This window comes from Mesorhizobium sp. B2-6-1, assembly GCF_006440475.1.
Taxonomy (GTDB): Bacteria; Pseudomonadota; Alphaproteobacteria; order Rhizobiales; family Rhizobiaceae; genus Mesorhizobium.
On sequence record NZ_VFUH01000008.1, the window covers coordinates 94550 to 114337 of the forward strand.

Sequence of the window (19788 nt, forward strand, 5' to 3'; positions counted from 1 at the left end):
AATGCCTTCCATGGAAGAGACCATCGCCGCGCGCGTCGAGGCAGCCGCCGAGCGCATCGTTAAGACGCTGAGCGATCTCGTCGCCTTCCCTTCGATCGTGAAATCGAATCCGAAGGAGGCCGGCCCCGGCGAGCGGGATTGCCAGCTCTACCTGCAAAAGCGCCTTGAGGCACTCGGCTTCTCGACCGATCTCTGGGATCCAGACGGCCCGGCACTCTACGAAAAATACAAGGGACGTGCCGGCGCCAACAAGGGCAGGACGTTCGAGGGCCGGCCCAATCTCGGCGGCGTTTTGAAAGGCACCGGCGGCGGGCGGTCCATCATGCTGACCGGCCATATCGACGTCGTGCCGCCGGGTGCCGCCGGGCACTGGACCACCGATCCCTTCCAGCCTGTCCTGAAAGATGGATTCCTGCACGGTCGCGGCACGGTCGACATGAAGGGCGGCGTCGCTTGCATGCTGATGGCGGTCGAAATCCTGAAGGAACTCGACGTTTCCCTCTCCGGCGACGTCGTCTTCACCACCGTCGTCGACGAGGAAATCGGCGGCATGGGGTCGCTCGCCATGGTTGATCGCGGCTTTCGCGCCGACGCCGGCATCATGACGGAACCGACGGCGAACAGGATCGCACCGCTTTGTCACGGCATTCTGTGGGGCAAGATCATCATCGACGGCATAGGCGGCCATGCCGAACTGACGCCGAACGCCTGGTATTCGAGCGGCCCGGTCGACGCCGTCCAGCTTTGCCGGCAGATCCTCGACGGCATCGACATCCTCAACCGGCGATGGATGTTCGATCCCAGGAAGAACCACCCGCTGATGGACCTGCCCAACCAGATCATCGTCACCCAGATCAATGCCGGCGAACATCCATCCTCCATGGCAGGACGCGGCGAGATCATCATCGACGTACAGTATCTGCCGAGCGAGCATGACGAGTTCAGGCTGGGCGGCAATGTCAAACGCGAAATCGAAGAGCACATCGCCAATGTCTGCCAGGCGGATCCTTATCTGCGAAAGCACCCTGCCCGTGTCGAATGGATCCTCGATGCCGATTGCGCCGAGATCCCGTCGGACAACCCCTTTGTCGGCCTGTTCCAGGAGGCCGTCAAAGCAGCCGACCTGTCGCCGGCCCTGAGCGGCTTCGGCGCACACAGCGACATCGGCCTGCCGACCGGCCTGGGCAACACCCCGACCGTCAACTTCGGTCCTGGCGATCCGGCGCAGGCGCATCAGCCGAACGAGCGCGTTTCGGTGCGCGATCTCGTCGACTGCACGAAGGCCATCGCCTTAGCGGTGGAGAAATGGTGCCGATAGTTTTTAGCTGACTGCGAGCGGCAGGAAGTTTGCGGAAGACGTCCGGGAGGAGCGGCGAGAGCAATTCCAGGAAAAGTGTGTACGGTTTTCCCGGGAAAAGCGCGTAGCGCTTTCCCTATGGAATTGCGCAAAAACAAAGAGATAGAGCGGTTCGCCGTTTCCATGAAACGGTGAACTGCTCTAAGAGGCCGCCCGTCAGCCACCAAACCTCGGCTCGGGAACTCCGGTCACGCCAAGGCCGGTGATGGCGAACAGGCTGCCGCGCAGCACGCCATCGCCGGGAAAACGCGGCAGCGGCGGCTTGGCCATCGAGGTGACGTAGAGCGTGTCGAGCTTCGGTCCGCCGAACATGGCGCTGGTGATCTTCTTCACCGGCATGTCGATGATACGGTCTATGCTGCCGTCCGGCGCGTAGCGCACCAGGCGGCCGTCATAGACCAGCGCATTCCACAGACAGCCTTCGGCATCGACGGTCGAGCCGTCGGCGGCACCACCGCGGCTGGTATCGACGCGAACGAAGGTGCGGCGGTTGCTGGCCGTACCGGTCTCGATGTCGTAATCATAGGCCCAGATCTCGCCGGTCCAGGTGTCGGCGAAATAGAAGGTGCGGTCGTCGGGGCTCCAGCATGGACCGTTGGAGCAGATGATGCCGGAATCGATCCTGGTGACGGAGAAATCCGGATCGAGCCTGTAAAGGCCGCCGGACGGCCCCTCTTCCATCGTGTCCATCGAGCCGGCGAAGAAGCGGCCGCGCCGGTCGACCTTGCCGTCGTTGAGACGGTTCATTGGCTTGTCCGGCTCCGGATCATGGATCGGCGTCACCTCGCCGGTGGCGAAATCGAGCAGATGGAAACCGCGCTGCAACGAGACGACAGCGCCGCCGCCATCCTTGCGCAGCGCCATCGAGCCTATCTTCATCGGCACGTCCCAGGAGCGGATCTCGCGCCCGTCGGCGGTCGCGCGGAAGACGCGCCCGTCGAAACTGTCGATCCAGTAGAGACGCTCCTGCTCGACGTCCCAGAGCGGTCCCTCGCCAAGCGTGGTCTTCACGTCCACCACGACTTCGATCTTCATGCCGTCCTCCTCTTTGCTCGCGCGGCGATTGGCTGCGTCAGAAAGCGACCTTGTCGCCGCCCTTCAGCGACAGGATCTCGCGCGCTTCGTCCGGCGTCGCCACCTCCATGCCGAGCCCCTCAATGATCTTGCGCGCCAGCACGACCTGCTCGGCATTCGACTTGGCAAGCTTGCCCCTGCCGGCCCACAGGCTGTCCTCCAGCCCGACGCGAATATTGCCGCCGAGGGCCGCCGATTGCGCGGCGATACGCAACTGGCTGGCGCCGGCGCCGAGCACCGACCACCGGAACTGGTCCCCGAACAGCCGGTCCGCCGTGCGCTTCATATGCGCGACATCCTCCGGATGCGTGCCGATGCCGCCCAGCAGGCCGAACACCGACTGCACGAAGAAGGGCGGTTTCACCAGCCCACGGTCTGCGAAGTGGGAGAGATTGTAGAGATGCGCGATGTCATAGCACTCGAACTCGAACCGCGTGCCGTTGTCGTAGCAAGTCGCGAGAATGTACTCAATGTCCTTGAACGAGTTGCGGAAGACGAGGTCGCGCGTCGCTTCCAGATGCGGCTTTTCCCAGTCGAACTTGAAGGTCTCGTATTTGTCGGCGAGGTGATAGAGCCCGAAATTGATCGAGCCCATATTGAGCGAGGCTACCTCCGGCTTGAACTGGGCGGCCGGGCGCACCCGCTCCTCGACCTTCATGTAGGGGCTGCCGCCGGTGGTGATGTTGATGGCGGCGTTGGTGCCTTGCTTGACGCGCGGCAGGAAACGGGCAAAGGCCTCCGGCGTCTGGTCGGGCTTGCCGGTCTCCGGATCGCGGGCATGCAGATGCAGGATCGCGGCGCCGGCTTCCGCGGCGGCGATCGCCTCCGAGGCGATCTGGTCCGGCGTGATCGGCAAATAGGGCGACATGGTCGGCGTGTGGATCGCCCCCGTCACCGCGCAGGTGATGATGACCTTGCCCCTGGCCGCCGTGGCGCCGGGCTTGCGGCTGGTTTCTTTCATTGTCCGAACTCCTGATCCGATTTCTTCTTGTGCGCCGCCAGCGCCATCAGCCGGCGATCGCGCCATACCTGCCGATCGCCCAGTTTCTCCCTGGGCAAGCGCCTGCTACGCTCGGCCTCGACGGTTTCCATCACCTCGCCCGCCCAGTCGACGCGACGCAGCATCTGCGGGAAAATATTGGAATAGATGCCCTGGTAGCGCTCGGCATAGTCGCGCACGCCGCCCGGCGCGTTGAGATCGATGGTCTCGAAGGGCCCCATGAACGACCAGCGCAGCGCCAGCCCGTCGCGGATGCCGATATCGACGTCCTCGACGCTGGCATAGCCGTCGGCGACAAGCCGGAAAGCTTCCTCGAGCAGCGCCCCTTGCAGCCGGTTCATGATGAAGCCGTCGAGCTCGCGCTTCATCACCAGCGGCGCGTGGCCGGCATCGAGGAGGAAGGCGCGCGTCCTTTCGAGCGTCTCGGCGGACGTCCACGGCGCCGGCACCACCTCCGCCGCCGGAATGAGGTAGGGCGGGTTGATCGGATGCACGACCAGGCAGCGGTGCCGCCCCGGGAGATGATCGGTGAATTTCGACGGCAGCAGCGCCGAGGTGGAGCTGGCGATCACCGCCTGCGGATCAGAGAGGGAATCGATCCGCGAAAACACCTCGCGCTTCACTTCGAGATTTTCCGGTGTGTTCTCCTGGATATGCACGGCGCCGGCCAGAGCCGCGTCCAAGTCTCCCATGACGACGATGCGCTCGAGCACCGCGTGCGCGGTCTGTCCGCGCAGCAGATCATTCGAAGCGAGATCGCCGAGCACGCCTTCTATGTAGTCGCGCGCGCCGCCTGCCGCGACCGGCGACTGGTCCCACATGCGCACATCATGGCCGGCGCGCGCGAAGCTGATCGCCCATGCCCGTCCGATGAACCCGCTTCCGACAATTGCAACCCTGGCCATGGCTTGCTCCTCAAAGCGTTTCGACGTTGCCGTCGACGCCGAGCGACTGGCCTGAAATGTTGATGCCCGCGTCGGACAGCAGGAATGCGACCATCGAAGCCACGTCGTACGGGCTGGTCATGCGGCGCAACGAGATGTTCTGCAAATAGCGTTCGGTCATCTCCTGATGGCTGATGCCGACCTGTTTGGCGCGTGCCGAGATAACGCTCTCGATGCGCGGCCCCTCTATGATGCCCGGCAGGATGGCGTTGACCCTGATCCCGTGCGGCCCAAGCTCCTTGGCAAGGCTCTGCGTGAAGCCGATGACGCCGAATTTGGCCGCCGAATAGGGCGTGCGGAACGCATAGCCGTGGCGGCCGGCCGCCGACGACATCGAGACGATCGAACCGCCGCCGGCCCCCTTGATGAGCGGCACGGCGCGCCGTGCGCACAGGAACTGGCCGGTCAGGCCGATGTCGAGACAGCGCCTCCAGTCGGCCGGATCGATTTCGTCGACGCCGCCGGTCGGCCCGGCGATGCCGGCATTGTTGATCAGTGCGTCGAGGCCGCCGAGTTTCTCCTCCACCGCCTCGAACAGCCGGTCGACATCGTCGTCGCGCGACACGTCGGCCTTGACCGCTGCGACGAGCGTCATCTTCTTGGGGGCGGCCGCCAGGGCTTCGTCGGATACATCGCAAACGACGATGCGCGCACCGAGCCGCGACAGCGTTTCGGCAATGGCGAAGCCAATGCCGCCGGCGCCCGCCGTGACCAGGACACGTTGCCCTTTGAGCCCCGCCAGGAATTCGTCGGGCGATTTGGGTGCGCTCGTGCTCATGATTCCATTCCCTTCATTGTATGCGTCTTTCGCGCAGCGCCATGACGGCGCCGAGCACCACCAGCCCGAACAGGATCGCCCGTGTGGCGTAGGGCAGCGTCGTGCCGGCCAGAAGCATCTGCAGCGCCGTCAAAAGCAGCACGCCGCCGAGCATGCCGAGATAGTGGCCGCGCCCGCCGGTGATCAGCACGCCCCCGACCACGACAACGGCGATGGACGGCAGGAGATAGTCGTCGCCCATGCCGAGGCTGGCCTGGCCGGAAAAGCCGGTCAGCATGACGCCGACGATGGCCGCGCACAATGCCGACAGCATATAGACGAAGATCAGCGTCCGTCCGACGGCGATGCCCGAAAGCTGGGCCGCGCGCGGGCTGTTGCCAATGCCGTAGACCTTCCGGCCGAAGGCGGTGCGGCCGAGCAGCAGCACCGCAAGGGCCACGAAGACGACCATGAACGGCACGACCGGCGTCACCACCCATAGCTTGCCGGTCATGAACCAGCGCAGCATGGGCGAGGAGAAGCCGGCCGGCGTGCCTTGCGAATAGAGAAGCGCGAAACCTTGCAAGATGCCGTTGGTGGCGAGCGTCATGACGATCGGCGAGATGCCGAGGAAAACGATGCCGATGCCGTTCGCCAGTCCGATAAGACAGGCGATGGCGAGCACCACCGGCAGCGCATAGGCGAGTGCCGCGTCCGATCCGTTGACCATGCCGGCAAGGAGGATGCCCGACAGGCCGATCGTCCACGGCACCGACAAGTCGAGCCCGCCTGTGAGGATGACGCTGCCCTGCCCGAGCGCAAGCACGGCAAGGAAACTCGACAGCACGAACAGCGAGTTCCAGTAGGTGGGATTGAAGATGGCCCGGCCGAGCCAGATCTGGGTGACGATCATGACGACGGCCAGGCAGACGTAAGCCGGCAGCGCGTAGCGCAGCGCCTCGGCATTGCGAACGCGAAAGCCGGGTGCCTGTCCTGGAACGGCCGTTTTGTGAGCGATGCGCAGCCTGCGGTCGGTATGATCGAGTTGCGACGGCAGCATGCCGGCGCGCCATGCGGCGAACCGCGCGCGCAAGGCGCGGACCTGGTAGGCGAGCACGGAGCCATGCGACAGCGAGCCCGCGAGAACGGCAAGGATGAGGATGGTGCCCTCGGCGATGGTCGAATAATAGGCCGAGACGTTGAGCACGAGCAGGACGTTGACGACCATCATCAGGATATAGGCGCCGAAGACGGTGCCGAACGGACCACCCTGCCCGCCGCCGAGCCGCGTGCCGCCGACCACGACGGCGGCGAATATCGACAACAGCAGCGGATTGCCGACCAGCGGATCGCCGCTGCCGGTCTGGGCGCTGATGAACACGCCGGCAAGCCCGTAGCAGCCGCCGGCGATGACATAGACGAGGAAGCGCACGAGAGCGACGCGCACGCCGACCGCGGCCGCAGCGTCTGGATCGCTGCCGACCGCGTAAAGCGCCGTGCCGAACCGCGTGCCTTTCAGCCAGAACCATGCCAGCAGGACCATGCCGATGACGACCAGCGGCATGGGCAACCAGCCCGGGATCGCATCGCCGAGATAGAAAGAACCGAGATCGGGCGAGACGAAGCCGCCGGGCTTGTCCATGACCAGCAGTGTGATGCCTTGCAAGATGAACATGGTCGACAGCGTGACGACGATGGGCTGCATGCGCAGCACCGCGATGAAGAAGCCGTTGAACGCCCCGACGAGCATGCCGACGCCAATGCCGGCCATCGTCCACAGCCAGACGCTCGTTCCGGTCGCCATCGGATCCATCGACGTGGCCAGCACCACATTGACCAGCGAAACCACGGCGCCCGCCGACAGATCGAAACCGCCGGACAGGATGACGATGGTCTGGCCCATCGCCGCCAGCGCCGAGGTGGCGCCGCCGCTCGACAGGAACGAAATGTCGAAATAGGTGAGCCGCCCGGCGCTGATCAGGTCGACGACGACGAGCAGCACTGCAAAGACGATCGCCGCGATGATGGCGCCGCGATGCCGCGCCAGGAGGTGCACCAGGGATCCGGCCTGTCCGGTTGCCGTCGAACCGACCGCGCTCACTGTGCTGCCTCCAGCATATTGCCGCCATGTCCCAGCGCCGGACGCATGATCGCGCTCTCGGTGATCTCGTCGCCGGCGAGCTCGGCCACCAGCCGTCCGTCATAGAGAACGAGCACGCGGTCGCATTGATGGACGAGTTCGGGAATTTCGGTCGAATGCAGCAGGATCGAGCCGCCCGCCGCCACATAGTTGCGCATCATCACGTAGAGCTCATGCTTGGTGCCCACATCGATGCCACGGGTCGGGTCGAAGAGCAGCAGGATGCGGCTTTCGGCGACCAGCCACTTGGCGATGGCGATCTTCTGCTGGTTGCCGCCGGAAAAGGCGCCTGCCCTTGTCCACAGCGCTCGGTTGTCCACCTCGACCGTCGAGAAGGCCGCCTGCACGGCGCGTGCTTCCTCCTCCTCGCGGATCAAGCCGAGCCGGGTGAAGCGGCCGACCACCGGCAGCGATGCATTCTGCCGGCCCGACAATTTCAGGAACAGGCCTTCGGTCTTGCGATCCTCCGGCACCAGCCCGATCGCCATGTTGGGCCTCAGCGCATCGGCCGGCGAGCCGAGCCACACTTTGCGGCCGTCGACCATGACGTGGCCGCGTTCGATCTCGGCCATGCCGAAGCAGGCGAGGAACAGGTCTAGCTGGCCCATACCCTGAAGTCCGGCGATGCCGAGGATTTCGCCCCTGCGCAAATCGAAACTGGCGCCGTCGAGTTTTCTGCCCGCCTTGAGGTCGCGCGCGCCGAGCACCGGCGGACCGAAAACGGCCGCGCCCTCGGGCTTTGGCGGAAAGGTCTGCGCGAGGGCGCGGCCGATGATCTTCTCGATCACATCCTCATCCGAGATGTCGGCCACCGGTGCGGTGATGATGTGGCGGCCATTCCGAAGGATGGTCAAGGTATCGCAGAAGGCCCGCACCTCACGCATGCGGTGGGTGATGAACACGACCGTCGTTCCGGCGGCCTTGAGCCGCGCGATGATTGTTCCCAGCCATTCGACGTCGCCGCCCGAAAGCGTCGAGGTCGGCTCGTCCAGCAACAGGATGCGCGGCTTGCGGTAGACGGCGCGCGCGATCTCGACCTTCTGGCGGACCGCGAGATCGAGCGTCGCCACCTCGGCGTCGAGATCGACCGAAAAACCGAGATCGGCAATGTGCCGGCCGACTGCCTTGCGCGCGGCCGACCGCCTGATCAATCCGGTCGGGCCGGATGGCGCATAGGGCAGCAGCATATTGTCGAGAACGCTGAGGTCGCGGACCAGCGTCATCTCCTGGAACGCCGTCTGCACCCCGCGTTCATGCGCGGCGCGCGGCGAACCGAGCGCGGCCGGCGCGCCAAGGATGCTGATCTGGCCCTGATCGGGCCGCACCAGTCCCGATAGGAGCTTGACCAGCGTCGACTTGCCGGCGCCGTTCTCACCCAGCAAGGCGTGCACGCTGCCAGGCGAGATCGCGAAGGAGACGTCGTCAAGCGCGACCGTCGCGCCAAACGCCTTGCGTATGCCGTTGACGGCAATAGCCGGCACATGCGTTGTTGAAGTCATCATTCCCGGTTCCGGCATGCCATGCTTGCGGGCGCGTGGAGCCCACAGTGCCCCACGCGCACGGATTGCTGAAGCCTACTCCTCGGGCTGGCCGACGAGCGCCGCGTTGAGGCCGATCTCGGGCGTCTGGTCGGAGAAGATCGACGCGAACCAGCCTGGGTTGGAAACCAGCGACGGCTTGAAGGTGTTGCATCCGGCCTTCATTTCCGCCCAGGTGCCCTCGTTGCAAAGCTTGCTCGTCTCGTTGGTGACGATCGGCAGCGGCAGGATGGTCGCTTTCGGCACATCCTTGCCCTCGAGCGCCTCGATGGCGAGCTTCAAGGCGAGCGCGCCGGAATAAGGCGGCGAGGCATAGGAAATGCGCGGCGCGCCGAGCGGCGCGTAGGGAGAAGCAGCGCCCTCGACCTCCGTGCCTTCCGGCAGCATCTGGATGCGGCCGCCATTGGAGCCTTCACCGGCGCAAGGCAAAAGCGCGCCGGCTTTCCTGCCTGCCTCGAGCTGCATCGAATTGGCGGTGAAGCAGCCCACCTGCATCCACAGCCCGTTAATGTCGTCCCAGTTGCGCGTGGCCAGAATCTTGGAGAGTTCGGTGCGTGCCACCGCCTGGCTCCACATGCCGACCGCTTCGCCGACAATCTTGATGTCGGGATATTTGGCGAACACCGCCTTGGCGGCTTTCGTGCGCAGCTCGTCGACCGAGGTGCCGGGAACGCCGGTCACGGCGATGATGTTGCCCTTGCCGTTGAGCTTCTTGGCCAGCCATTCGGCTGTCACCCTGCCAGCCTCCTCCTGGTCGATATGGACATTGTAAGCGCAGGGCTCGGTGATCTCGGCGTCGTAGGCGAAGACCTTGACCCCCTTTTCGCAAGCATTCTTGACCACTTGGTTCAGCGCCGTCGGCGAGATCGGATAGATCACGATCGCCTCCGCTCCCGCCTGCACCATGGCGTTGATCTGCTGGATCTGGCGCTGCGCGTTCGGTCCGGCCACCTGGACCTGCAGGTCGATCTTGTCGACCATGCTCTTGTGCGCGGCCATCGCCTTGACCATGTTCGCCGCCTCGGCCTGCCAGTCATTGCCGATGAAGCTCATGCTGAGAAAAATCTTGTGTTTTTCAGCGGCCTCGGCCGCGGAGATGCCAAAAGCACAGGCAGCCATGCCGGCCAGCAGCGCAAGCCGCCGGGCTTTCAATCCGATACCCATTATGAAACTCCTCCCGATCCGAACGATCGGATGCCTCCCAAGGGCACGAGACGTGACCTTGCCATCCGATATCGCAACCGTATCACCATTTGATCAAAGATCAATGATGAAATATGCTCATAACAAGGCGACGGCGGGGGTGCTTGACGCCGCAGCCGGAAGCCTGCATTCCGGATACGGGTTATGGCGCAGCTTGCGCGGGAAGGTTGAGGGGAGATGGCTGGAGCGGCGTTCAGAAAGCCGGGTGTCGAGATCGCGCCCCTGTCCAAGGAGACCTTGCAGGACAGGGTCTATCGCCATGTCACCGAATTGATCCTCGACGGCAGCATCGTGCCGGGCGAGATGGTAACGGTGCAAAGCCTTGCCGATGCTTTCGGCGTCAGTCCGATGCCGGTCAGGGAGGCCCTGCGGCGGCTGACCGCCGCCAACGCGCTGATGGTGGTTTCAGGCCGCTCGATCGGCATTCCCGCACTCAGCCGCACACGCCTCGTCGATCTGAGAAACGTCCGCTTCGAGATCGAAGCGATCGCCGCCGCATGGGCGGCCGAGCGTATGGACGACCAAGCTATCGCCCGGCTGCGCCAGCATCTGGACGCGCTCGAACAGGCCAATGCGGCGGGAGACGTCAAGTCCTATCTGCGCGCCAACTACGCCTTTCATTTCTCCATCTACCGGGCGGCCGGCTCCGAGAACATTCTCAACATCATCGAGAACTTGTGGCTGCAGATCAGTCCTTATTTCAACATGCTGCACGATTCCGGAAACTATTCGACCGCCAATGCGCACCATCAGGAGATGTTCGCTGCGTTGCGTGACCGGGACGCGGAAGCGGTCAAGGCCGCGGTCCGCGCCGACATCGACGCCGCCTTCGACGTTCTGGTCGGCCTGCTGAAATAGCACAAACGAAACTTCGTCGGCGCGAAGATCGAATTCGGCCTGCCGACGTGGCTTGGCACACCCCACCGTCGACTTCGCCCAAACGATCCGGCGCAGGCGCAACAGCAGGACGAACGCGTCCCCGTGTGTGATGGACGGCTCCTCTCGAAGGGTTGGCGCAGGCAAGGCGGGATTTTTCCCGTCAAGACAGTCGGCTCTAGAATTGCGACCCCAAATCAAGCTATGATGCACTTGGCATTTCCGGAGACGGCTTCGCGCCCCTGGAATGCCGGGAGGAACGGGACATGGCCTTCGCGCTTGTACTCGTTTTGATAGTTGTGGGCTCGGTGCTGTTCCACCTCCTGAGCCCATGGTGGTGGACGCCGATTGCCTCGAACTGGGACTATATCGACAACACCATCATCATAACTTTCTGGATCACCGGCGTCGTCTTTGCCGCCGTGGTTTTGTTCATGGCCTATTGCGTCTTCCGCTTCCGTCATCGGGAAGGCAATCAGGCGGCGTATGAACCGGAGAACAGGCGGCTCGAATCCTGGCTGACGGTTGTCACCGCGGTCGGCGTAACGGCTTTGCTGGTTCCCGGCCTGTTCGTCTGGAACCGGTTCGTCAACGTTCCGAGCGACGCAACCGTGGTCGAAGTTGTCGGCCAGCAATGGCAATGGAGTTTCCGCCTGCCCGGCAAGGACGGCAAGCTCGGCACATCCGACACCCGCGGCGTCACCGCTGACAATCCGTTGGGCGTGATCACCAGCGATTCCAATGGCCAGGACGATGTCGTGGTCGAAGCGGCCGATCTGCATCTGCCGGTTGGCAAGCCGGTCAAGATGTTGCTTCGCTCGATCGACGTGCTGCATGATTTCTATGTGCCGGAATTCCGCGCCAAAATGGACATGATCCCGGGCTCGGTCACCTACTTCTGGTTCACCCCAACGAAAACCGGAACCTTCCAGGTCCTGTGCGCTGAACTCTGCGGCCAAGGACATCCGATGATGCACGGTGTGGTGATGGTCGATACGCAGGAGGATTACCTGGCGTGGCTTGGCCAGCAACAGACGTTTGCGCAATTGTCGGCGCCCCAGCAGACGGGCTCGGCAAGCCAGGCGTCGGGTCCAACGACGGTGTCAAGTTCGAGGATTGCAGCAAAGCTCGAAACCGTCGGGTCTCGCTAAAAAGGACACGGAGGTGTTCCTATGGTCGATATTACCCCTGCAGATGCCATCCCGCCGGCCGAAGTCGCGGAAGTCGAACTGTATCATCCGCACAGTTGGTGGACGAAATACGTCTTCTCGCAGGACGCCAAGGTCATTGCCATCCAGTATTCCGCGACGGCAACGGGAATTGGCCTGGTCGCCCTGGTGCTGTCCTGGCTGATGCGGCTGCAACTCGGCTTTCCCGGCACCTTCGACTTCATCACGCCTGAAGCCTACTACCAGTTCATCACCATGCACGGCATGATCATGGTGATCTATCTGCTCACGGCGCTCTTCCTCGGCGGTTTCGGCAACTACCTGATCCCATTGATGGTGGGGGCTCGCGACATGGTCTTTCCCTATGTCAACATGCTGAGCTACTGGATCTACCTGCTTGCCGTGCTGGTTTTGGTGTCGAGCTTCTTTGCGCCTGGCGGACCGACGGGGGCCGGCTGGACGCTGTACCCGCCGCAGGCAATCATGACCGGCACACCGGGGGGCCAGGACTGGGGCATCATCCTGATGCTCGTCTCACTGATCCTGTTCATCATCGGCTTCACCATGGGCGGGCTGAACTATGTCGTGACGGTGTTGCAGGGCCGCACGCGCGGCATGACGCTGATGCGTCTGCCGCTGACTGTCTGGGGCATCTTTACCGCGACCGTCATGGCTCTGCTCGCCTTCCCGGCGCTATTCGTCGCCTGTGTGATGATGCTGCTTGATCGGACGCTCGGCACCAGCTTCTTCATGCCGGCGATCGTCGAAATGGGCGAGCAATTACAGCATAATGGCGGCAGCCCGATCCTGTTTCAGCATCTGTTCTGGTTCTTCGGCCATCCCGAAGTCTACATCGTGGCCCTTCCGGCCTTCGGCATCGTGTCGGACCTGATCAGCACCCATGCGCGCAAGAACATCTTTGGCTATCGCATGATGGTCTGGGCCATCGTCGGCATCGGTGCGCTGAGCTTCGTCGTCTGGGCGCACCACATGTATGTCAGCGGCATGCATCCCTATTTCGGTTTCTTCTTCGCCACCACGACATTGATCATCGCGGTTCCGACCGCCATCAAGGTCTACAATTGGGTGCTGACATTGTGGCGCGGCGACATCCACCTCACCATACCGATGCTATTTGCCCTGGCTTTCATCGTCACCTTCGTCAATGGCGGGTTGACCGGGCTGTTCCTTGGCAATGTCGTGGTCGACGTCCCGCTGTCGGACACGATGTTCGTCGTTGCCCATTTCCATATGGTCATGGGGGTCGCGCCGATCATCGTGATCTTCGGTGCGATCTACCACTGGTATCCGAAGGTCACCGGCCGGATGCTGAACGAGGCGCTGGGCCGGTTCCATTTCTGGGTCACCTTCCTCGGCGCCTACCTGATTTTCTTTCCCATGCACTACCTCGGACTGATGGGCGTGCCCAGGCGTTACAATGAACTGACCGATATGACGGTGATGACAGAATCGGCCCACCATCTGAACTCGTTCATCAGCATCATGGCGTTCATCGTCGGCTTTGCCCAGATTGTGTTCCTGTTCAATCTGATCTGGAGCATCCGTCATGGCCGCGAGGCCGGCGGCAACCCGTGGCGGGCCACGACCCTCGAATGGCAGACGCCGCAAACACCACCGGCCCATGGCAATTTCGGCAAGGAGCTGCCGATCGTCTATCGCTGGGCCTATGACTACAGCGTACCGGGCGCCAAGGAGGACTTCATCCCGCAAAACGTGCCGGGCTCCTTCGGTCCCTCCAAGGAGCCGGCATGAGCGTCATTCTGGTCTTCATGCTCGTGATCGCCGGCTTTGCCGGATGGTGGCTTTCCCACCAGCGGCTGATGACCAAGCCATGGCTCGAGCAAGGTATGGCCGGGGATTTTGTTGGTATGGAAGGATCGGCGCTGCCGACCGCCAAGATCGGCCTCGGCGTCTTCCTGGCGGTCGTCGGCTGTCTGTTCGCGCTGATCACCAGCGCCTACTTCATGCGCATGGCGCTGTCGGACTGGCAGGCGCTGCCGCTGCCGCGGCTGCTCTGGTTCAACACCGGCATGCTGGTCCTCAGCAGCATTGCGCTGCAATGCGCCTCGCTCGCGGCGCGCAAGGGTCAAATGGACATGGTTAAGCTCGGCCTTGCCACCGCCGGGTTTACGGCGCTCTCCTTCCTGATTGGACAGTTTATGGCCTGGCGCGAGCTGTCTGCCGATGGCTACTTTCTGGCTTCCAATCCGGCCAACAGTTTCTTCTACCTGCTTACCGGAATGCATGGCCTGCACATACTGGGCGGACTGGTGGGCCTGGGCAGAACAACCGTCGGCGCTTGGAACGGGGCAAGGCCGGCGCGGCTTCGCCTCAGCGTCGAGCTGTGCGCCATGTATTGGCATTTCCTGCTTTTCGTCTGGCTTGCCATCTTCGCGCTTCTGGCCGGCTGGGCCGCGACTTTCATCGATATTTGCCGGGGGTTACTGACGTAGGAGGAACGGGCGGATGGCAGAGACACTCACGCATATCGCTCAGACAGAGCCGCGGCCCGCAGGCTGGCAAGGCATCGCCGCCGACTGGTCCTCGGATCAGCGGGCGTTCAAGAACGTGTCATGGGGCAAGGCCATGATGTGGATCTTCCTGCTCAGCGACACCTTCATCTTCGGCTGCTTTCTGCTCTCCTATATGACCGCGCGCATTTCGACACGCGTGCCGTGGCCCAATCCCAGCGAGGTCTTTGCGCTTCGTATCGGCGGCTCGGATATTCCGCTGATCCTTATTGCCATCATGACTTTCGTGCTGATCTCAAGCAGCGGAACCATGGCCATGGCGGTCAATTTCGGCTATCGCCGCGACCGCCGCAAAACGGCAATCCTGATGCTTCTGACCGCAGCACTCGGTGCGACCTTTGTCGGTATGCAAGCCTTCGAATGGACCAAGCTGATCACCGAAGGCGTGCGGCCCTGGGGCAATCCCTGGGGCGCTGCCCAGTTCGGGTCAACCTTTTTCATGATCACCGGCTTCCACGGCACGCATGTGACAATCGGGGTGATCTTCCTGATCATCGTGGCGCGAAAGGTGTGGCGTGGAGATTTTGACTTTGGGCGGCCCGGCTTCTTTACCAGCCGCAGGGGCCGCTACGAGAACGTCGAGATCATGGGACTCTACTGGCATTTCGTCGACCTGGTCTGGGTCTTCATTTTCGCGTTCTTCTATCTTTGGTGAGAGGCAGATATGGCTGAAGCAACCGCAAACGGCCTCGGGCAACACACGCTGCACGCTACTCATGACGCGGCGACGACCGGCGCCCCCCCGGCAGAAGTTCATCAGGAGCACCCGATCAAGCTTTATCTGGTGGTCTGGGCATGGCTGTTCATTCTCAGCACCTGCTCCTATCTGATCGATTATTTCGGTCTGCACGGCTATCTCAGATGGTCGCTGATCCTGATCTTCATGATCCTCAAGGCAGGGCTCATCGTCGCCATTTTCATGCACATGGCCTGGGAACGGCTGGCGCTGACATACGCAATCATCCTGCCGCCCGTGCTGGTGTTGGTATTCGTGGCGATGATGGTCTTTGAAGCGGATTACACGCTTCTCACCCGGATGGCGTTTTTCGGGGCTGGGCCCTGACGCCAAATCGGAGTTCAGACCTTGTCGATGGCCGATCAGGATTCCGACGATGCTGCGGGCGGTCCGGTGCCGCCACCCTCGCCTTGAAACAATCGACGGTTGGGCCATCTTTATTCATACCGAAACGACGGAAGCGAAATGATTGCCGCGTTTTGACCTGCGTCGCGAACTCAGCAAGGGACGCCCAAAATGACAATCGCAAACAAACTGAAGGACTATATCGACCGGAAAGGGATTTCCTACGACACTGTCGCGCATCATCGCACGGCCACAAGCAGGCAGGCCGCTATAGCCGCGCACGTGCCCGGCAGCATAATGGCCAAATCGGTGCTCGTTCACCACGATCTGGGTTATGCGCTGGCCGTGGTCCCCAGCACACATAGGATCGAGCTCGGCGCGTTGCAGAAGGTCATGGACAAGAGTCTTGGACTCGCCACCGAAGATGAAGCGGTTTCGCTCTTTGACGATTGCGATACCGGCGCCATTCCGCCGATCGGCGCGGCCTACGATGTGCCGGTAGTCCTTGACGAAAGCCTTGGCAGTGCCGCCGATATCTATTTCGAGGGCGGCGATCACAGGACGCTGGTGCGTGTCAGCGGCAAGGATTTCTGTAACCTGACTATGGGCGCCCACCAGGCCCGCTTCAGCCATCCGGCTTACTGAAGCGGGAAAGGGCTCTGATCAACCTGCACGCACCGGTCCTCTTGCCGGCGCGGCAGGGAGTTCATCGAGGCGCCGGTCCGGCCGTCGGCGGCGGTTCCACGACCTTGCGGTAGACATGCCAGGTAGCGTGACCGAGGATCGGCAGCACGACCGCCAACCCCGCGAATACTGGCAGCGTGCCGATGATCAGGGCGACGGCGACAATCAGGCCCCATACCGCCATCACGATCGGGTTCGCCAGCACCACGCGCACCGAGGTGTGGATGGCTTCATAGGCGCCGACATCTCGCTCGAGCAACAACGGGAAGGCGACGACCGTCGTGCACAGCACGATCGCAGCGAAGACGAAGCCGATGGCGTGCCCCAAGATGATGAGCGTCCAGCCGCGTCCTGTGGCGAATATGTCATTGATGAAGCTGGAGAAGGATTGCGGTGGGGCGGGGCCGAACAGGTGTTGGTAAAACGCCTGCGCAGTCAAAAGCCAGGCGATGAAGATTGCAAGCAGCATGATCGCAACCGCGGCGATGGCTGGCAGCGCCGGAGAATTCCTGACCTCGAAGGCGGCCCTCCATGAGGCGTCTAGCCCGGCTTCCCGTCGCCGGCTGATCTCATAGAGGCCGATTGCGGCGAATGGACCAATTAGCGCAAATCCGGACACGAGCGGAAACAACAATGGGAGCGTGTTATTGCCTGATGTCCAGACTGCAAGCACGACCCCCGCAAGCGGGTAGATCAGGCAGAGAAAAATGATGTGCGACGGTTTGACCATGAAATCGTCGACGCCACGCCTGAGCGCATCGAAAAGGTCGGTGACACCGATCTTGCGAATTCTGGTGTGCTCCAGCGTCTCGCTGGCGCCTGCTATGACGTGAAAGCTTGCCATGACCATTCCTCCAGACAGGTCTGGTAAGGCCGCGGTTTCACGGTGCTGCCGTTCTGCATGACTGGCCACGCAAACCGCGACCTGCACCAGGATCAATATACTCTCATGCGAGCGACTTGTCGCGCTTTGTAAGAAGGTTGGGTAAGAAGGCCCGGCCGCCTGGCTAGCTCTGGACGCCTTTCTTCGATATTCTCCTCAAGTCGAAGGTGAAGGGTCATGGACGGAAGGACAGTTCTCATACTCGGCCTTGGCGTCGTTGTTCTGCTGCTGCTGGGTTTTTGCGCACTGCCGACGTAATGTTTTGCGCCGGCGTCAATGGCCGGCTGATGCGATCGTACGCATTACAGTAGTGTCGGCAAGTAACGTTGCAAAGATCGCGAACAGGTAGAAAATCGAATAAGAAAACAACGCCTTTGCTTGCTTCATCTCCTTGTCGGGGATGGTGAGCACCTTGCAGGCGCGCCAGACGAATCCCGCACCCAAGACGGTCGAGACAATCCCGTAATATCCGCTCGCGAATCCAAAGGCCCAGGGAAGCACGCCGATTGGCGCCAGAACCAGCGAATAGGCCAAGATTTGCTTTCTGGTCGACGGTTGGCCAGCCACGTTCGGCATCATGGGGATGCCCGCCGCGGCGTACTCTCCGACCTTGAACAGGGCTAGCGCCCAGAAATGCGGTGGTGTCCAGAGGAAAATGATCAGGAACAGAATGATGCTTTCAATGCCGATGGCGCCGGTGGCAGCAGCCCACCCGATCACCGGAGGAAGAGCGCCTGCCGCGCCACCTATGACGATGTTCTGCGGTGTCGAGCGTTTCAGCCAGATCGTATAGATGACGACGTAGAAGAAGATGGTGAATGCCAGCAGCGATGCGGCAAGCCACCCCACCAGCACGCCGAGCACCGTCACCGAAAGTGCGGAAAGCACCAGACCGAAGCCGAGGGCTTCGCCTGGCGCGACGCGGCCCGACGGGATTGGCCGCTTGGACGTGCGAGACATCAACGCATCTATGTCCGCGTCGTACCACATGTTGAGCGCCCCGGCCGCGCCTGCTCCCATCGCAATCGCACTGATGGCGATCACCGCGATGACCGGATTCGTCGGGCCAGGCGCCGTCATTAGGCCCACGAAAGCAGTGAATACGGCAAGCGCCATGACCCGCGGTTTTAAAAGCGCGAAGAAATCACCCGCCGTCGCTTCCGGAAGGCGGATGACGATATCCTTGAGGCGGCTTTCCCTAGTCGACATCTCAGACCGATGGAAGCAAGAAACCTAGGCCATGATCCCGAACCGAAGGCACGCGTGAGCGAAATTGAAACCCGGTTTTTGCTTACGCGGCCCCTTCGGGTTCGGACGAGATCACGGCGAACGAGAGGATAGACGCATGGCGGAGGAGAAAGTCACTTGGAGAACGTTTTCAAATAGGCGATGACGCTGGTCACGTCTGCATCGTTCTTGAGGCCGGGAAACGCCATCTTGGTGCCTTTGACCATAGCCTTGGGATCGTGAAGATAGGTCATCAGTGTTGGTTCGTCCCATTTGACGCCGGATTTGCCGGCCGCAATCATGGCGTCGGAATATTTGAAACCGGGATGCGTACCGGCAGTGCGGCCGATGACGCCGTGCAGCGATGGACCGATCTTGTTCTTGTCCTCGTCCGCAATGTGGCAGGCCTTGCATTTGGCGAAGACCTTCTCGCCAGCCGCAGTATCCTGAGCCTGCGATGGATTGGCGACGAAGGTTGCAACAAACACGACGGCGAAAAATGCGGCTAAGCGCATGACTTTTTCCTCCCTGATCGTCAAATGCGCCTGAGACGATCTGGTATAAGCCAGCATCGCCAGCGAAGCGCCTTGTACGGCAGAACAGATTGTCCACTTCTCCCATATGAAATTGCGGCCTCTATATACCACGGAATCTGGCCGGCAGGTAGAAGAGGTCGACCTACAAAGGTTTAGGTTGTCCGCAGCGGATCAAGGCATAGCAGTGTTGCAGCTGCCGGCGAGCTGGCTGACCGCTTCATCAAATCCGGTCAGATCGAAATCGGCGTGGCCCCGCCCCGACAGCAGCCCGAAGCGCCACGAAAGCTGGAGCCGGTTCGCGGCGGTAAGGCGCTTTATGCCGTCGGCGCCATCGCGCACCAGCATGCGGCCGCGCGGGCCGACCAACCAGCTCTCGTCGAACTTGTTGTCGCCGTCGACGGTGACCGACATGGTGATCTTGCGATTGGCCGAGACGGTGTCGTTCAATTGCAACCATTCGGTCCAGCGCGGTTGGCTGTCCGGGCGGCAGGCGATGGTCAGGATCGGGCTATAGCTCAGGGCGCCACCGCCGGTGATCAGCTTGTTGGTGGCATGGACCGAAGCCGTGACAAGGCCGTCATCGTCCGTGCCGATGCGCCAGGTGCCGGCATCGGCCTGGGCGAAATCGCAGGCAAAGGCCAGGACGATCGCCAAGGCGACGACGCGTCGCGTTTCGAAGAATAGGCTCAACCGCCCCTCCAACAACCCTGTGGTTTGCAGCAGGAGCGCAGATAGTGATCAATGCTTGGTATCGACAATGGTCACCG

Annotated in this window: 19 protein-coding genes; 8 read left to right on the top strand and 11 right to left on the bottom strand. The window is 62.2% G+C overall.

The features are described 5' to 3' along the window. The first annotated feature begins 1 nt into the window (after position 1). Positions 2–1318 (top strand): ArgE/DapE family deacylase, encoded by a 1317-nt coding sequence (locus FJ443_RS17775; RefSeq protein ID WP_140623395.1) that lies wholly within the window; start codon positions 2–4, stop codon positions 1316–1318. A 195-nt stretch (positions 1319–1513) separates the two neighbouring features. Here FJ443_RS17775 and FJ443_RS17780 read toward each other — a convergent pair whose 3' ends face one another. The 7 genes from FJ443_RS17780 to FJ443_RS17810 form a co-directional block, all read right to left on the bottom strand. Continuing rightward, the gene (locus tag FJ443_RS17780; RefSeq protein ID WP_140517088.1) at positions 1514–2392 is read right to left on the bottom strand and encodes an SMP-30/gluconolactonase/LRE family protein; all 879 of its coding nucleotides are present in this window, start codon (positions 2390–2392) and stop codon (positions 1514–1516) included. Positions 2393–2429: 37 nt separating this feature from the next. After that, on the bottom strand, positions 2430–3392 hold the full coding sequence (locus FJ443_RS17785) for a 3-keto-5-aminohexanoate cleavage protein (protein WP_140517090.1): 963 nt from the start codon (positions 3390–3392) through the stop codon (positions 2430–2432). Then, positions 3389–4336 (bottom strand): 3-hydroxyacyl-CoA dehydrogenase, encoded by a 948-nt coding sequence (locus FJ443_RS17790; RefSeq protein WP_140517092.1) that lies wholly within the window; start codon positions 4334–4336, stop codon positions 3389–3391. Before FJ443_RS17790 ends, FJ443_RS17785 begins: the two co-directional genes overlap by 4 nt. 10 nt (positions 4337–4346) lie before the next feature. Next, entirely contained in the window at positions 4347–5153 is an 807-nt protein-coding gene (locus FJ443_RS17795; RefSeq protein WP_140665098.1) for an SDR family oxidoreductase, read from the bottom strand. 13 nt (positions 5154–5166) lie between these two features. Next, a complete protein-coding gene (locus tag FJ443_RS17800; RefSeq protein WP_140665101.1) occupies positions 5167–7233 on the bottom strand; it encodes an ABC transporter permease in 2067 nt (688 codons plus the stop codon). Beyond that, positions 7230–8771, bottom strand: coding sequence for a sugar ABC transporter ATP-binding protein (locus FJ443_RS17805; RefSeq protein WP_140665309.1), 1542 nt, complete (start codon positions 8769–8771; stop codon positions 7230–7232). The genes FJ443_RS17800 and FJ443_RS17805 overlap by 4 nt, the downstream gene beginning before the upstream one ends. 75 nt (positions 8772–8846) lie before the next feature. Next, complete coding sequence (locus tag FJ443_RS17810) at positions 8847–9974, bottom strand: sugar ABC transporter substrate-binding protein (protein WP_140665105.1); 1128 nt, start codon at positions 9972–9974, stop codon at positions 8847–8849. A 216-nt stretch (positions 9975–10190) separates the two neighbouring features. On the opposite strand from FJ443_RS17810, the gene FJ443_RS17815 reads away from it, so the two are divergent. The 7 genes from FJ443_RS17815 to FJ443_RS17845 all read left to right on the top strand — a co-directional run bounded on the left by FJ443_RS17815 (position 10191) and on the right by FJ443_RS17845 (position 16336). Next, positions 10191–10871, top strand: a complete 681-nt coding sequence (locus tag FJ443_RS17815) for a GntR family transcriptional regulator (protein ID WP_140495796.1) — start codon at positions 10191–10193, stop codon at positions 10869–10871. Between the two features lie 284 nt (positions 10872–11155). After that, entirely contained in the window at positions 11156–12040 is an 885-nt protein-coding gene (gene coxB, locus FJ443_RS17820) for a cytochrome c oxidase subunit II (RefSeq protein WP_140495795.1), read from the top strand. Between the two features lie 21 nt (positions 12041–12061). Further along, positions 12062–13831: a cytochrome c oxidase subunit I gene (gene ctaD, locus FJ443_RS17825; protein ID WP_140665108.1), complete on the top strand. Its 1770-nt coding sequence runs from the start codon at positions 12062–12064 to the stop codon at positions 13829–13831. After that, positions 13828–14532, top strand: a complete 705-nt coding sequence (locus tag FJ443_RS17830) for a cytochrome c oxidase subunit 3 (RefSeq protein WP_140495793.1) — start codon at positions 13828–13830, stop codon at positions 14530–14532. The genes ctaD and FJ443_RS17830 overlap by 4 nt, the downstream gene beginning before the upstream one ends. A gap of 13 nt (positions 14533–14545) precedes the next feature. Further along, positions 14546–15265: a heme-copper oxidase subunit III family protein gene (locus tag FJ443_RS17835; RefSeq protein ID WP_140495792.1), complete on the top strand. Its 720-nt coding sequence runs from the start codon at positions 14546–14548 to the stop codon at positions 15263–15265. Positions 15266–15274: 9 nt separating this feature from the next. Beyond that, on the top strand, positions 15275–15673 hold the full coding sequence (locus FJ443_RS17840) for a cytochrome C oxidase subunit IV family protein (RefSeq protein ID WP_140495791.1): 399 nt from the start codon (positions 15275–15277) through the stop codon (positions 15671–15673). Between the two features lie 189 nt (positions 15674–15862). Beyond that, a complete protein-coding gene (locus FJ443_RS17845) occupies positions 15863–16336 on the top strand; it encodes an aminoacyl-tRNA deacylase (protein ID WP_140665111.1) in 474 nt (157 codons plus the stop codon). Positions 16337–16397: 61 nt separating this feature from the next. Here FJ443_RS17845 and FJ443_RS17850 read toward each other — a convergent pair whose 3' ends face one another. The 4 genes from FJ443_RS17850 to FJ443_RS17865 form a co-directional block, all read right to left on the bottom strand. After that, a complete protein-coding gene (locus tag FJ443_RS17850) occupies positions 16398–17219 on the bottom strand; it encodes a DUF2189 domain-containing protein (RefSeq protein ID WP_140517100.1) in 822 nt (273 codons plus the stop codon). Between the two features lie 312 nt (positions 17220–17531). Beyond that, entirely contained in the window at positions 17532–18467 is a 936-nt protein-coding gene (locus FJ443_RS17855) for a heme o synthase (protein ID WP_140665114.1), read from the bottom strand. A gap of 152 nt (positions 18468–18619) precedes the next feature. Further along, complete coding sequence (locus tag FJ443_RS17860) at positions 18620–19000, bottom strand: cytochrome c family protein (RefSeq protein ID WP_140665117.1); 381 nt, start codon at positions 18998–19000, stop codon at positions 18620–18622. A gap of 192 nt (positions 19001–19192) precedes the next feature. Then, a complete protein-coding gene (locus FJ443_RS17865) occupies positions 19193–19711 on the bottom strand; it encodes a hypothetical protein (protein ID WP_140495786.1) in 519 nt (172 codons plus the stop codon). Positions 19712–19788: the final 77 nt, after the last annotated feature.

Coding starts and splice junctions, on each gene's coding strand:
- FJ443_RS17775 (WP_140623395.1), top strand. CDS start 2: ATGCCTTCCATGGAAGAGACCATCGCCGCGCGCGTCGAGGCAGCCGCC.
- FJ443_RS17780 (WP_140517088.1), bottom strand. CDS start 2,392: ATGAAGATCGAAGTCGTGGTGGACGTGAAGACCACGCTTGGCGAGGGA.
- FJ443_RS17785 (WP_140517090.1), bottom strand. CDS start 3,392: ATGAAAGAAACCAGCCGCAAGCCCGGCGCCACGGCGGCCAGGGGCAAG.
- FJ443_RS17790 (WP_140517092.1), bottom strand. CDS start 4,336: ATGGCCAGGGTTGCAATTGTCGGAAGCGGGTTCATCGGACGGGCATGG.
- FJ443_RS17795 (WP_140665098.1), bottom strand. CDS start 5,153: ATGAGCACGAGCGCACCCAAATCGCCCGACGAATTCCTGGCGGGGCTC.
- FJ443_RS17805 (WP_140665309.1), bottom strand. CDS start 8,771: ATGACTTCAACAACGCATGTGCCGGCTATTGCCGTCAACGGCATACGC.
- FJ443_RS17810 (WP_140665105.1), bottom strand. CDS start 9,974: ATGGGTATCGGATTGAAAGCCCGGCGGCTTGCGCTGCTGGCCGGCATG.
- FJ443_RS17815 (WP_140495796.1), top strand. CDS start 10,191: ATGGCTGGAGCGGCGTTCAGAAAGCCGGGTGTCGAGATCGCGCCCCTG.
- coxB (WP_140495795.1), top strand. CDS start 11,156: ATGGCCTTCGCGCTTGTACTCGTTTTGATAGTTGTGGGCTCGGTGCTG.
- ctaD (WP_140665108.1), top strand. CDS start 12,062: ATGGTCGATATTACCCCTGCAGATGCCATCCCGCCGGCCGAAGTCGCG.
- FJ443_RS17830 (WP_140495793.1), top strand. CDS start 13,828: ATGAGCGTCATTCTGGTCTTCATGCTCGTGATCGCCGGCTTTGCCGGA.
- FJ443_RS17835 (WP_140495792.1), top strand. CDS start 14,546: ATGGCAGAGACACTCACGCATATCGCTCAGACAGAGCCGCGGCCCGCA.
- FJ443_RS17840 (WP_140495791.1), top strand. CDS start 15,275: ATGGCTGAAGCAACCGCAAACGGCCTCGGGCAACACACGCTGCACGCT.
- FJ443_RS17845 (WP_140665111.1), top strand. CDS start 15,863: ATGACAATCGCAAACAAACTGAAGGACTATATCGACCGGAAAGGGATT.
- FJ443_RS17850 (WP_140517100.1), bottom strand. CDS start 17,219: ATGGCAAGCTTTCACGTCATAGCAGGCGCCAGCGAGACGCTGGAGCAC.
- FJ443_RS17855 (WP_140665114.1), bottom strand. CDS start 18,467: ATGTCGACTAGGGAAAGCCGCCTCAAGGATATCGTCATCCGCCTTCCG.
- FJ443_RS17860 (WP_140665117.1), bottom strand. CDS start 19,000: ATGCGCTTAGCCGCATTTTTCGCCGTCGTGTTTGTTGCAACCTTCGTC.